We start from the raw sequence: 13,352 nt of genomic DNA, 5'->3' as shown, positions 1-13,352 counted from the left end.
CAGATGGAGCAAGCGACATTATCTGGCATGGAGCGTTCCTAGCGCCACACGATCAGAAAAGCAGAAGAAGGACCCTTGATGGAAATCGCATTCACCCCGGTGCGTCCCGACGCCGACACGCTGGTCTTTGCCGTTCCCAAGGGCGGTTTCGATGCCTTGCCGATCGCGGCGGCGCCTACTTTGGCGGCGGGTGCTGCGGCGGCACGCTTCACGGGCGAGGCGGGGGCAAGCTTTGAAAGCTTCGTCGAAGAGGGTGGTAAGGTGCTGCGCATCGTTCTCGTCGGCACGGGCAGCGGGAGCGAGGCCGATTATGAACGGGCGGGCGCGGCGCTGACTGCACGCTTGCTTACGAGCGGGGCGAGCCATGCCGCAGTGGAGTTTTTCGGCGGCGCGGCTGGCGATAAGGCGGCCCATTTTGCCTTTGGCGCATCCTTGCGCGCATGGCGGATCGATACCTATCGCACCCGACAGCCGGAAAAAGCAAAGCCGACATTGATGAAGCTGTCGGTCGTGGCGAATGACGCGGACGCGCATTGGCAGCGGCTGTCGGCGGTGGCCGATGGCGTAACCTTCACGCGCGAGCTGGTCTCTGAACCCGCGAACATCCTGTATCCGGAAAGCTTCGTCGAACGTTGCCGTCATTTGGAGCAACTGGGCGTCAAGGTCACCGTTCTCGACAAGGCGGCGATGGCGGAACTGGGCATGGGCGCGCTGCTCGGCGTTGCGCAGGGGTCGGTACGCGAACCCCGCCTGTTGGCGATGGAGTGGGATGGCACGGGCGGCGCGGGCGACAAGCCCATCGTCTTTGTCGGCAAGGGTGTCACCTTTGATACCGGCGGCATTTCGTTGAAGCCCGGCGCGGGCATGGAAGACATGAAGTGGGACATGGGCGGCGCAGGCGCGGTCGCGGGCGCGATGAAGGCGCTCGCGGGGCGCAAGGCGAAAGCGCGCGTCATCGGCGTTTGCGGCCTTGTGGAAAACATGCCGGACGGCAACGCGCAGCGTCCCGGTGACATCGTGACCTCCATGTCGGGCCAAACGATCGAGGTGATCAACACCGATGCCGAAGGGCGGCTGGTGCTGTGCGACGTCATCACCTGGGCGCAAAAAACCTATTCTCCTGAGGTCATCATTGATCTGGCCACCCTGACCGGCGCGATGATCGTGGCGTTGGGCGATCAATATGCCGGACTGTTTGCCAATGACGAAGGGCTTGCCGAAGATTTGCTCGCTGCTGGCAAGGCGGCGGGGGACCAGCTTTGGCGCTTTCCGCTCGGCGACGCCTATAACAAGCTGATCGACAGCCCGATCGCGGACATGAAGAATATGGGCGCGCGCTATGCCGGATCGATCACCGCAGCGCAGTTTATCAAGCGATTCGTTGATGATGGGGTCAAATGGGCTCATCTCGACATTGCGGGCATGGTGTGGGCCGACAAGCCCGGCGCAACCTGGGATAAGGGCGCGACCGGCTATGGTGTGCGCCTGATCGATCGTCTGGTGGCGGACAAGTTTGAGCGCTGATGCAGGTCGATTTCTACCAGCTTAGCCGTGATCCTGTGGACCGGGTGCTGCCCGCCATTGCGGCGCGCATACTCGGCCTGGGTGAACGGTTGCTGGTGGTCGCGCAGGACGAGGAACAGCTGGAACGCATTTCGGCTGGGCTGTGGAACGGGCCGCCGGAAAGCTTCCTTGCCCATGGCCGGGCGGGGGAGGGCGGCGAGGCGATGCAGCCGGTACTTTTGGCGGAGGATTGCAGCCCTGCGAACGGTGCCCGGCACGTCGCGATTGCCGATGGCCTATGGCGTGAAGAGGCGCTCGATTTCGAGCGCGCTTTCTACTTTTTCGACACGCTGACCGTCGATGGCGCGCGCGAAAGCTGGCGTGCCCTGTCGAAGCGGGAGGGGGTGACGCCCCGCTTCTGGCGGCAGGAGCAGGGGAAATGGGTGCAGGGTCCGTGAGCAAGCGGGGCGGCCACGCCCCCTTGCGGTGCGAAGCGGCGCGGTCTAAAGGGCGCGCCAATTCCAACAATCCGGAGCTTTTGAGCCTTATGGCCGTGACCCGCACCTTTTCGATCATCAAGCCTGACGCCACGCGCCGCAACCTGACCGGCGCTGTGACCAAGAAGCTGGAAGAAGCAGGCCTGCGCGTTGTCGCGTCCAAGCGCATCCGCATGAGCCGCGAGCAGGCCGAAGGCTTCTATGCCGTTCACAAGGAACGCCCTTTCTTCGCTGATCTGGTGGCCTTCATGATTTCCGGCCCGGTCGTCGTCCAGGTTCTGGAAGGCGAAGACGCCGTGAAGCGCAACCGCGACATCATGGGCGCCACCAACCCGGCCAACGCCGACGAAGGCACCATCCGCAAGGATTATGCCGAGTCGATCGAAGCCAACTCTGTCCATGGTTCGGACAGCGAAGAAAATGCCGCGATCGAGATCGCCTATTTCTTCAAGCCCGAAGAAATCGTCGGCTGATCTAATCGATCAGGATGAAAAAGGGGCCGGGGACGCAAGTCCGCCGGCCCTTTTTTGTTAGCAGTTCCTTGCGGCCTGGAGATCTTCGCCCTCTCCCCTTCAGGGGTCGGCCAGAGGCACGTGACTCTGGCCGACGTGCCGAGCGTAGCGACGGCGGGAGAGGGGACATGCTGATCTTCGGTTGCTCCCCTCTCCCCGGCCCTCTCCCCTGAAGGGGAGAGGGAGATTTTAGCGAAATGCGTCCCGCCTCCGCCGCTCAGCCCCTCACAACCTTAATTCGAAACGGGCGGTGCTTCGAATCGATCGATCACCCATTCCTCAGCCTGTGCGCCGCCGATCCATTCCTGCATCCAGGGATGATTGACGACCGCCTGCATATAGGCTTCGGCAAAACGTGCGACGGGCAGCTGATAGGTTATGAAGCGCGTCACGACCGGGGCGAACATCACATCCGCTGCACCAAATTCGCCGAACAGGAAGTCGCCCACGCCGCCATAACGAGCCCGGGCCTGTGCCCAAAGCTGCATGATACGGGCGATGTCCTGCGCAACAGCCTCAGAGGGCGGCACGGCGTCGTAAATCTGGCGAATGTTCATGCTGTGCTCGCGCCGCAGCGCCGCGAAGCTGGAATGCATTTCCGCCGCCATTGACCGGGCCATCGCCCGCGCCGCCGTGTCGGTGGGCCAGAATTTGTCGCCGCCAGCCTTCTCGTTCAGATATTCAATGATCGCCAGGCTGTCCCAGACAACGGTGTCGTCGCCGTCCCACAATATGGGCACCTTACCTGAAGAAGGGGCGAATTCATCGCCTTCGCGCCGCCTTTCCCAGGCTTCATCATAAAGCGGGACCACGACTTCCTCGAACGGCAACCCGCTGAGCTTGCAGGCGAGCCAGCCGCGCAGAGACCAGCTGGAATATGCCTTGTTGCCTATGAATAGCTTCATCATCGCCCTTCTTTAGACGGGCGAAGGAAGGGGTGTCGAGAGCAACCGGATGGCGCATTCGAATCACTTTCTATATTATTCTGGTAGAAAATCCTTCGTGCGGGGCTTGGCTGCATCATGGGCGCCGTCGTATGGCCCGACGGCGAACTGAACGCCGAGTGGGGGGAATTATGGACTGGCTGCATGGAATAGCGGGCCTGTTCGTCGGAATCATGGTCGGAATGACGGGTGTTGGCGGCGGGTCGCTGATGGCGCCAATCCTCATCCTGCTGTTCGGCGTGGCACCGGCGACGGCGGTCGGCACCGACCTATGGTTTGCGGCCATCACCAAGTCAGTGGGCGGTGCGATCCATCACCGTCACGGCGGGCCAGATGGCGGCCCGGATTATCAGGTGGTGAAGCGCCTGTGTTTGGGGAGCCTTCCCGCCGCGCTGATCACGCTGTTGATCCTTTCCCAGACGCATATGCAGCAGATCAAGGGCGGCATCGTCACGAGCGCACTGGGGGGCGTCCTGATCGTCACGGCGATTGCAACCCTGCTGCGTGGACATTTCCATCGCTGGGCCTTGGCTCGTCGTGTCGGCACCGCCGATCGCTTTACGCGTTGGCAGCCTCCGCTGACGGTTGTCGCTGGTGCGCTGCTGGGGGCGATGGTAACATTGACGTCCGTGGGTGCGGGGGCGATCGGCGCGACCTTGCTCCTTGCGCTCTATCCCCTCCGCATGCGGCTGCAACGGTTGGTGGCGACTGATATTGTCCACGCCGTGCCGCTTACCCTGATCGCCGGGCTTGGCCATTTGTGGATCGGCAATGTGAACGGCATGCTGCTCGCCAACCTGCTGATCGGATCAATCCCGGGCATCATCATCGGATCGCTGCTGGCGACGCGCGCATCGGATCGCGTGCTTCAGCCGTTGCTGGCGATCATCCTGGCTTCTGGTGGGCTGGCGCCTTATCGCGGGATGAGGCAGCTTTGGAGGCCCGAGCCGGAATCGAACCGGCGTGCAAGGATTTGCAGTCCTCTGCGTAACCACTCCGCCATCGGGCCTCGGCGTGGGTGGCCGCAAATGTGCGGCTTTTGATGCAAAGTCGAAGCGCGGCCATGTTGACCGATCCCAAGATTATCGCTCACGGGCGTGGAAAGCCGCTTGGCGTTGCTTGTCGCGTGATCTAGACGTTCCGGTAATGTCAGCGCTGTATTGTCATGCCAATACAGTTATGCCAATCGAGGTAGTATCGTGACCGAGCAGAATTTTTCATCGATGCGGGCCGCCATGGTCGAAAGCCAGCTTCGCACCAGCGATGTCGATGACCCACGGGTGATCGCCGTGATGGCGCGCGTGCCGCGGGAAGATTTCGTACCTGCTGAACGGCGCGCGATGGCCTATGTCGATCGTTCGATTCCGCTTTCCTCCGGCCGTGCGCTCAATCCGCCGCTGGCCACCGGACGGCTGCTCAAGGAAGCGCAGGTGGAAGAGGGCGATCGCGTTCTGCTCATCGGCGCGGCCACGGGATATAGCGCGGCGCTTCTGGCCGCTCTTGGCGCCCAGGTGACGGCAGTCGAGACCGAGGATGGTCCGCAATTGTCAGGCAATGGCGCCGCGGTCATGCGCGGCCCGTTGGAAGCGGGCTATCCGCAGGGCGCGCCTTATGACATACTTTTCATTGATGGGGCGGTGCAGGAAGTGCCCGCGACGCTTGTCGGGCAGCTTGCCGATGGTGCGCGTGTGGTGACCGGTCTTGTCGAGCGCGGCGTTACACGCCTGTGCAGCGGGCGGGTGGTTTCCGGTATTCTGGGTCTTGTCAGCCTGACCGACCTTGAGATGGTCATCCTGCCCGGTTTTGCGGCGCCGGAGCGTTTCGTCTTTTAACCGGCTGGGGGGGTCATGACGGCAAAGCAGGTGTTTCTTCGGCACTCGGCCGCCATGGCTCTGCTGCTCCTCAACGCTGGGATCGCGCAGGCCGAAACCCTGCAGGGCGCGTTGGCAAAGGCTTATCGTTCCAACCCCACGCTCACCGGCACCCGGGCGCAGCAACGGGCGACGGATGAGACTGTGCCGATCCGCAAGGCGGATGGGCGGCCCAATATTGGCACCACCACCGAATATCAGGAGTTGCTGGTAAAGCCCGCGCGGTCCTTCCTCGCGCCTGATCGTTCGCTCGTCGGCACCGCTACGGTGAACGTCCCAATTTATCAGGGCGGCGCAGTGCGTAACGGGGTGAAGGCGGCCCAGGTGCGCGTGCAGGCGGGGCAGGCCAATCTGCGCGGGACCGAGGCATCGATCTTCTCCCAGGTTGTCGCCGCCTATATGGACGTGATCCGCGACAGCGCGGTCGTGTCGCTCAATCTGGCGAATGTCAGCGCGCTCGGCGTCAATTTGCAGGCAACGAACGACCGATTCGAAGTGGGCGACCTGACGCGTACAGACGTCGCCCAGTCCGAATCGCGGCTCGCGCTGGCCCGATCCAACCTGCAGACGGCGCAGGCGAACCTGATCGCCAGCCGCGAAAATTACATCGCCCTGGTTGGTGCTACGCCGGATGACTTGCAGCCGCCGCCGCCGCTCCCCGGCCTTCCCGCCACCCCGGAAACGGCGGTGCAGGTGGCGCTTGCCGACAATCCTGACCTTGTCGCCGCGAAAAAAGCGCGTGAAGCTGCTCGTTATGACGTGCGGGTGGCGAAGGCAGGCGTCCTCCCGACGCTGTCCGGTTTCGCGCAGGGCAGTTATACCCATTATCTGGGATCACTTGATGACCCGACCGATCCGTCGCAGCTGAACAAGCAGGTGGTTGCGGGAGCGACGTTGCGCCTTCCGCTTTATCAGGGCGGCCGGCCCGGCGCGCAGGTGCGCCAGAACCAGGCGCTCGAATCGCGGGCGATGGAGCAGGAGATTGAGGTTGAGCGTGGCGTCATCGCTCAAACGCGATCAGCCTATGCGAGCTGGCAGGCATCGCTGCAAAGCATCGAATCCAACCAGAAGGCGGTCGAGGCGGCCAATCTGTCGCTTGAAGGGGTGCGCGCGGAAAATTCTGTCGGTAGCCGCACCATCCTGGACATATTGAATGCGGAACAGGAAGCGCTCAACGCCAAGGTGCAGTTGGTGTCTGCTCGCCGTAACGCCTATGTCGCGGGCTTCAGTCTGCTGGCCGCGATGGGCCATGCGGAAGCGGACGACCTCAGCCTGGAAGCAGGCACGCTCTATGATCCCATGGTTAATTATGATCGGGTCAAGGGCAAGTGGTTCGATTGGGATTTCGGTCCCGCGCCCAAGCCGGAAGCGACCAGAACCGTTGACACGCCTGCACAAAATGCCAATGTGCCTGCTGGTTTGGCGCAACAACCTTAAGGTTAACAGGGGTTATTCATGGGCGACATGAGCAAGGAACCCTCGATGGAGGACATTCTTTCGTCCATCAAGCGCATCATTGCTGAGGAAGGCGAGGAGGCTGCGCAAGCGGTGTCGCGCCGGGGCAAATCCGATGTCGCACCCAAGCAGGCTGCCGAACCCGCCGACCCTGCGGTCGAGGAAGTGCTGGAACTGACTGACGAGGTTGGAGCGGAGGAGCCGATGCCTGCCCACAAGACTGGCCGTGCAACGCAGGTCGAAGCGCCGGTTGAGGAAAGCTTAATCCTCTCGGTTGAAAGCGAAGTGGCCGCGCGGCATTCGCTTTCGGCGCTTTCGTCCATGCTGGTAACGCCCAAGGATGGCGAGGATAACACGCTGGACGGTCTGGTGCGGTCCATGTTGAAGCCGATGTTGAAGGAATGGCTGGATGCCCGCCTTCCCGCGCTGGTGGAAGACATGGTGGCAAAGGAAATCGCCCGCATCACTGGCCGCTGATCTGGCAGGCTCTCCGCGTTCCAACTTATGGCGCATTGGCTCGGTTGACGCCCGCAAGGCGGTAAAAGCGCTGGAATGGTCAGGGAAGGGGCTTTAAGGCGCCTTCCCATGACCGAACTGCCCAAGACCTTCGACCCCGCCGAAATCGAATCCCGCTGGTACGCCCATTGGGAAGAGAAGGGCTTGTTCCGCCCGGAACGCCCCGACGCCGAACCCTTCACCATCGTCAATCCGCCGCCGAATGTGACCGGCAGCCTGCATATCGGCCATGCGCTCGACAACACGCTTCAGGACATCGTGATCCGGTACGAGCGGCTGCGGGGCAAGGACGCGCTGTGGGTCGTGGGCACCGACCATGCGGGCATCGCCACCCAGATGGTGGTCGAGCGGCAGATGGAGGCGCGGCAGGACAAGCGCACCAACTACACGCGCGAGCAGTTCATCGAGAAGGTCTGGGAGTGGAAGGCCGAAAGCGGCGGCGCGATTACGCGCCAGCTGCGTCGTCTGGGCTGCTCGATGGACTGGGCCAATGAGCGCTTCACCATGGATGAGGGCTTTTCGAAGGCCGTCATCAAGGTGTTCGTGGAACTGCACAAGCGCGGTCTGCTCTATCGCGACAAGCGGCTGGTGAACTGGGACCCGCGCTTCCGCTCCGCGATTTCTGACCTTGAGGTCGAGACGCAGGAAGTGAGGGGCGGCTTCTGGCATTTCCGTTATCCGCTGGCGGACGGCGTGAAGCTGGCCAATGGTGCTGATCATATCGTTGTTGCGACAACCCGGCCGGAGACGATGCTGGCCGACATGGCGGTGGCGGTGCATCCTGACGATCCACGCTACAAGGACGTGATCGGCAAGGATATTCTCCAGCCGATCACGGGGCGGCGCTTCAAGGTGGTGGGTGACGAGCATGCTGACCCGGAACTGGGGTCGGGCGCGGTCAAGATCACGCCGGGGCATGACTTCAACGATTTCGAAGTGGGCAAGCGGGCGGGCTTCCGCGCGGCCGAGATGCTCAACATGTTCGATGCCGATGCCAATGTCGTGCAGACGGCGGATGGATTGATACCGGAGCGCTTCTTGGGGCTGCATCGCTTCCGTCGCGATGGCGTCGATGGCGCCCGCGAACTGGTCGTTGCGGAGATGACGGCGCTGGGGATGCTGGTGCCGCATGTCACTAAGAACAAGGAGGGCGAGGAGGTCGAAGCCGATTTCGAGCCGCGCACCATCCAGACGCCTTTTGGCGATCGTTCGGGCGTGGTGATCGAACCCTGGCTGACCGACCAATGGTATGTCGATGCCGAGAAGCTGGCGGTCGCGCCGATGCAGGCCGTGCGTGATGGGCGGATCGAGATCGTGCCCAAGACTTGGGAAAAGACCTTCTTCAACTGGATGGAGAATATCCAGCCCTGGTGCGTGTCGCGCCAGCTTTGGTGGGGGCATCAGATTCCCGCCTGGTATGATGAGGATGGCAATCCCTATGTCGCGGACAGCGAGGAGGAAGCGCAGGCGCTTGCTGGCAACAAAAAGCTGGTTCGCGATCCTGATGTGCTCGACACATGGTTTTCCTCGGCGCTGTGGCCTTTCGGCACGCTGGGTTGGCCGGACAACCTCACGCACCCCTCCGCTTCAGGGGAGGGGCCGGGGGTGGGGGCTCTCGATCATACGCAGCGCTTGGGGCAATCCCCCACCCCAACCCCTCCCCTGAAGGGGAGGGGCTTGATCCCTCGTCCCGGCTCGTTGCTCCAGCGCCATTATCCCAACGACCTTCTGATTTCCGGCTTCGATATCCTGTTCTTTTGGGATGCGCGCATGGCGATGCAGGGGATGGAGTTCATGGGCGATGTGCCGTGGCGCAAGCTCTACCTCCATGGGTTGGTGCGTGCGGCGGACGGGCAGAAAATGTCCAAGTCCAAGGGCAATGTCGTCGATCCGCTGGGCCTGATCGACAAGTTCGGCGCGGATGCGCTGCGTTTCTTCATGTCCGCCATGGAAAGCCAGGGCCGCGACGTGAAGATGGATGAGAAGCGGGTTGAGGGGTATCGCAACTTCGCGACCAAGCTTTGGAACGCGGCGCGCTTCCTGCAATCCAACGGTGTCACCGCATCGACCAGCCATGAGGCGCCTGCCGCCGCAGCGCCGGTCAACCGCTGGATCATTGCCGAGACGGTCGCGACCGTGCAGGCGATCGACACCGCCATGACCGAGCTGCGCTTCGACGCAGCAGCGAATGCCATCTATCATTTCGTCTGGGACCAGTTTTGCGATTGGTACATCGAACTCACCAAGGGTTCGATGGATGAGGAGACAAAGGCTGTCGCGGGCTGGGCGTTCGACCAGATCCTCGTCATGCTCCACCCCTTCATGCCCTTCATCACCGAAGAGCTGTGGAACCTGACTGGCACCCGTGAGACGGAACTGATCGTCGCTCGCTGGCCGCAGGCGCTCTATGCCGTCGATAGCGAGGCGCAGGCAGAAATTGACTGGCTGATCCGCTTGATCAGCGCGATGCGCACGGCGCGAACGGAACTCAACGTGCCGCCGGGCGCCAAGCTGAAGGTCGTTGTCAGCGAAGCGTCGGAAGAAACGCGACGCCGCATCGATCGGCAGGGGGCGGCCCTGGCGCGCTTGGGACGGGTGGAGAGCCTGTCCTTTGGCGATAGCGTAGCTGGTGGCGCGGCGCAGATCGTTGTCGATGAGGCGACCTTCATCCTCCCGCTGGAGGGCGTGATCGACATCGCTGCGGAAAAGGCGAGGCTGGCAAAGGCTCTCGCCGCTGCGGAAAAGGAACGGGATTCGCTTTCCGGGCGTCTTTCCAATCCGAGTTTCGTGGAAAAGGCCAAGCCCGAGGCGGTGGCCAAGGCGCGTGAAGATCATGCCGAGAAAACCGCGGAGGCGGAAAGGTTGGCGGCAGCGCTGGATCGTCTGGCCTGATCGGTTAATGATGAAGCGCTTAGGGGAGGGCAAGAATGGCGGCAGGGAAGCGTGAAACAAGGGACCTGGTAAACGGGCCTATCGCGTCGTCCTTGCTGGTCTTTGCCGTGCCGACGCTGGCGTCCAACGTGCTTCAGTCATTGAATGGATCGATCAACGCGATCTGGGTCGGCCGCTTTCTGGGCGCGCAGGCTCTTGCCGCCACGGCCAACGCGAACATCACCATGTTCCTGATGTTTTCCATCGTGTTCGGATTCGGCATGGCATCGACCGTGGTGATCGCCCAGGCGGCGGGTCGGGGCGATATGGATGCCGCCCGCCGGTCCTTCGGGTCAGCGACGGGCTTTTGCACCATATTGGGCACCGTTGTCGCTGCGGCCGGATGGGCTGCATCGCCCGCAATGTTGCACCTGCTGGGAACGCCTGCCGAAGCATTTGACATGGCGCTGATCTATCTGCGCGTGATTTTCATTGCGATGCCCGCAACGTTGATCAGCGTCATGATGATGATGGGATTGCGGGGAGCTGGGGACGCGCGCACTCCGTTGATTTTCATGTTCGTCAGCGTCGGGATCGATCTGGTGCTGAACCCGGTATTCATCCTTGGGCTGGGGCCGATTCCGGCGATGGGCATCGGCGGATCAGCGGCGGCCACGGCGGCCGCCGGCATCGCCAGCCTGCTTGGCCTGATCTTCTATGTCTATGCCAAGGACCTGCCGCTGCGTTTGCGAGGGCAGGAGCTGCGCTATCTGATCCCGGCGCCGGACCAATTGCGTATCCTGCTGGGCAAAGGGTTGCCGATGGGGCTTCAGATGATCGTCATGTCGGCGGTTGGCCTGATGATCATCGGTCTGGTTAACCGCGAAGGGCTTATCGTTACGGCGGCTTATGGCGCGGCGCAGCAGATCTGGACCTATTTGCAGATGCCTGCGATGGCCATGGGTGCGGCTGTCAGCGCCATGGCGGCGCAAAATATCGGTGCGGGCCGGTGGGACAGGATTGGCCGGATTACCGCTTATGGATTGGGCTATCTGCTGCTGATTACGGGCGCGATGATTGGCGTGATCCTGTTGTTTCACGCGCCGTTGCTCTCGCTCTTCCTTGGCGACAACAGGGCCGCGATCGATGCCGCCTGGAAAATGCAGTTGCTTGCGACCTGGAGCTATATGCTGTTCGGCGCGACGATGATCCTGTTCGGGGTGATGCGGGCGAATGGCGTCGTGGTGAGGCCGCTATTGATCCTTACCGTCACGTTGTTCGGCGTTCGCCTTGGCTTTTATCACTTCAGCTATCCGTATCTGGGCGCCAATGCCTTGTGGTTGAGCTTCCCTGTGAGTTCGGGATCAGCCCTTCTGATTGCAGGTCTCGCCTATCTGCAGGGCGGCTGGCGCAAGGCGACGCTGCTCGTCCCCGTGCATGAGGAAGAGTGCCGGGAAAGCATCAGCGCGGAGAGCGAACCCGCAGGGCGGTTCGCACCTGCGGGCTGACGCTTATCGTCCCTGGCTGCGCCAGCGGGTGATGGTGCGGTCGAGAATGTCTGCCTCTCCACCGGACTGACGCCAAAGATCCGTGAAGCTCGGATCGCCCGATGCGGGCCGCCGGTGCTCCTCCAGATTGTCCAGCGCGACGCGGATGGGCACCGCGACACCCTCACCGCAGATGATCGCCTCTCGATTGCGGAGCGCGGGAATGGAGTCGAGGAAACCGCGCGCGCCTTCGGGCATGGCGGCCTTCACGAATGCCTGGTCGCGATCATTGTTGAGGCGCATGGAAATGATGGTGCCGCATTGCGACAGCACGCCTTCGGCAAGGTCCGACGGTCGCTGCGTGATGAGGCCAAGCGATACGCCATATTTGCGGCCCTCCTTGGCTATACGCTCCAGGATGCGGCGGACGGCCTGGCCGGTGCCGGTGGTTGTGCTCGGAATATAGCGGTGCGCCTCTTCGCAGACGAGCAGGATCGGCCGCTGAGCCTCGTCCCGCGCCCAAATGGCATAATCGAAGACCAGACGGGACAGTACCGATACCACCACGGAGGTGATGTCCGACGGCATGGCCGACACGTCGATGATCGAAATCGGCTTCCCGCCCGATGGCAGGCGGAAGATCTTTGCCAGAAATTCCTGCATCGTGTCCGCGACGAGCATGCCTGAGAACATGAAGCTGTAACGCGGGTCCGCCTTGATCTCGTCGATCTTGGTCTTGAGCCGCATATAAGGGAGGGCGCCCGTGCCCTTGTCGAGTTTCCCCATCTCATTTTGCAGGATGTTGGTGAGGTCCGACAGCAAATAGGGGATCGGCGAATCGACGGTCAGCCTGCCGATGCTTTCCGCCAGCCGGTTCTTCTGTCGCGCGGCGAGCAGGCATTTTGCCAGAATGTCGCAGTCGACCGTGCGATCGGAGCCTTCGGAGGTGACGAATACCTCGCAATGCTCCTCGAAATTCATCAGCCAGTAGGGCAGAGCGAGGTTGCCTACGTCGAAGACCGCGCCATTCTGGGCAAAGGCCGCCCCATATTCGCCATGCGGATCGACCATCACGATATGGCCTTCGGGCGACAGGTCGCAAATGCGGTGAAGAATGAGAGCGGCGCTGGTGGATTTGCCCGTACCGGTCGAACCCAGCAGGGCGAAATGTTTGCCCAGCATCGAGTCGACATAGAGCGCGGCACGCGTGTCCGTCGTGGGGTAGACGGTGCCGATCTGCACATGGGGCCGGTCATCGGCGGCGTAGATCTGCTGCATGTCGGCGCTGGATACAGGGAAAATTTCTGTGCCCGGTGCAGGATAGCGGGTGACGCCGCGACGGAAGTGATGAATGCGACCGGTAAGCCGTTCCTCGTCACCTTCGCCCAAAAAATCGACGTCAGCGATGATCAGGCCGCTGTCCTGCCGATCCATCGTCATGGAGCGCACGCTGGCGATAAGCCATGCACTGCCCACACGCATTTTCACTTGGCTGCCGACTTGCCCCGCCATTGCCGTGCAGGGGTCGCTGTCATGGGCCAGCGTCGCGATGGAGGCGGCGTCGATCAGCACCTTGGAACTGGAACCGGCTATCTGAAAAACCGCGCCCATGGCGTTGGCTGCGGCAGGCTTTGTTTGGCCGTGCGTGAATTCGGCAGCACCCGGCATGTGGCTCATACACCCCCCTTGAATCTGA

Annotated in this window: 10 protein-coding genes, 1 tRNA gene and 1 pseudogene; 9 read left to right on the top strand and 3 right to left on the bottom strand. The window is 62.2% G+C overall.

Annotation, left to right across the window (positions count from 1 at the left end; translation table 11 throughout):
• Positions 1 to 78: 78 nt before the first annotated feature.
• From ACWNC0_RS17925 to ndk, 3 genes are all read left to right on the top strand, one after another.
• A complete protein-coding gene (locus tag ACWNC0_RS17925) occupies positions 79 to 1,524 on the top strand; it encodes a leucyl aminopeptidase (RefSeq protein ID WP_449473553.1) in 1,446 nt (481 codons plus the stop codon).
• Complete coding sequence (locus ACWNC0_RS17920; RefSeq protein ID WP_449473551.1) at positions 1,524 to 1,961, top strand: DNA polymerase III subunit chi; 438 nt, start codon at positions 1,524 to 1,526, stop codon at positions 1,959 to 1,961. Before ACWNC0_RS17925 ends, ACWNC0_RS17920 begins: the two co-directional genes overlap by 1 nt.
• Positions 1,962 to 2,050: 89 nt before the next feature.
• On the top strand, positions 2,051 to 2,473 hold the full coding sequence (gene ndk, locus ACWNC0_RS17915; protein WP_009820765.1) for a nucleoside-diphosphate kinase: 423 nt from the start codon (positions 2,051 to 2,053) through the stop codon (positions 2,471 to 2,473).
• A 272-nt stretch (positions 2,474 to 2,745) separates the two neighbouring features.
• On the opposite strand, the gene ACWNC0_RS17910 is transcribed toward ndk, so the two are convergent.
• The gene (locus ACWNC0_RS17910; protein WP_449473549.1) at positions 2,746 to 3,420 is read right to left on the bottom strand and encodes a glutathione S-transferase family protein; all 675 of its coding nucleotides are present in this window, start codon (positions 3,418 to 3,420) and stop codon (positions 2,746 to 2,748) included.
• 128 nt (positions 3,421 to 3,548) lie between these two features.
• Here ACWNC0_RS17910 and ACWNC0_RS17905 point away from each other — a divergent pair.
• A pseudogene (locus ACWNC0_RS17905) lies at positions 3,549 to 4,304 on the top strand (sulfite exporter TauE/SafE family protein); the annotation flags it as partial.
• Positions 4,305 to 4,391: 87 nt separating this feature from the next.
• Here ACWNC0_RS17905 and ACWNC0_RS17900 read toward each other — a convergent pair.
• Positions 4,392 to 4,465 (bottom strand) — tRNA-Cys (locus ACWNC0_RS17900).
• 190 nt (positions 4,466 to 4,655) lie between these two features.
• Between ACWNC0_RS17900 and ACWNC0_RS17895 the strand changes: the two genes are divergently transcribed.
• The 5 genes from ACWNC0_RS17895 (at position 4,656) to ACWNC0_RS17875 (ending at position 11,677) form a co-directional block, all read left to right on the top strand.
• The gene (locus ACWNC0_RS17895) at positions 4,656 to 5,288 is read left to right on the top strand and encodes a protein-L-isoaspartate O-methyltransferase family protein (RefSeq protein ID WP_449473548.1); all 633 of its coding nucleotides are present in this window, start codon (positions 4,656 to 4,658) and stop codon (positions 5,286 to 5,288) included.
• Between the two features lie 15 nt (positions 5,289 to 5,303).
• On the top strand, positions 5,304 to 6,764 hold the full coding sequence (locus tag ACWNC0_RS17890) for a TolC family outer membrane protein (RefSeq protein WP_449473546.1): 1,461 nt from the start codon (positions 5,304 to 5,306) through the stop codon (positions 6,762 to 6,764).
• An 18-nt stretch (positions 6,765 to 6,782) separates the two neighbouring features.
• Positions 6,783 to 7,259: a DUF2497 domain-containing protein gene (locus ACWNC0_RS17885; RefSeq protein WP_449473544.1), complete on the top strand. Its 477-nt coding sequence runs from the start codon at positions 6,783 to 6,785 to the stop codon at positions 7,257 to 7,259.
• Positions 7,260 to 7,367: 108 nt separating this feature from the next.
• Positions 7,368 to 10,190, top strand: a complete 2,823-nt coding sequence (locus ACWNC0_RS17880) for a valine--tRNA ligase (RefSeq protein ID WP_449473542.1) — start codon at positions 7,368 to 7,370, stop codon at positions 10,188 to 10,190.
• A gap of 35 nt (positions 10,191 to 10,225) precedes the next feature.
• Positions 10,226 to 11,677 carry an MATE family efflux transporter gene (locus tag ACWNC0_RS17875; RefSeq protein WP_449473540.1) on the top strand — a complete coding sequence of 484 codons (1,452 nt, stop codon included), beginning with the start codon at positions 10,226 to 10,228 and terminating at the stop codon, positions 11,675 to 11,677.
• A gap of 3 nt (positions 11,678 to 11,680) precedes the next feature.
• On the opposite strand, the gene ACWNC0_RS17870 is transcribed toward ACWNC0_RS17875, so the two are convergent.
• Complete coding sequence (locus ACWNC0_RS17870; protein ID WP_449473539.1) at positions 11,681 to 13,333, bottom strand: ATP-binding protein; 1,653 nt, start codon at positions 13,331 to 13,333, stop codon at positions 11,681 to 11,683.
• Between the last annotated feature and the right edge of the window lie 19 nt (positions 13,334 to 13,352).

The sequence above is a fragment of the Sphingobium chungangianum genome (genome assembly GCF_977014255.1).
Note: the sequence above shows the minus strand (reverse complement) of the source record. Positions and strands in the feature narration are given on the sequence as shown.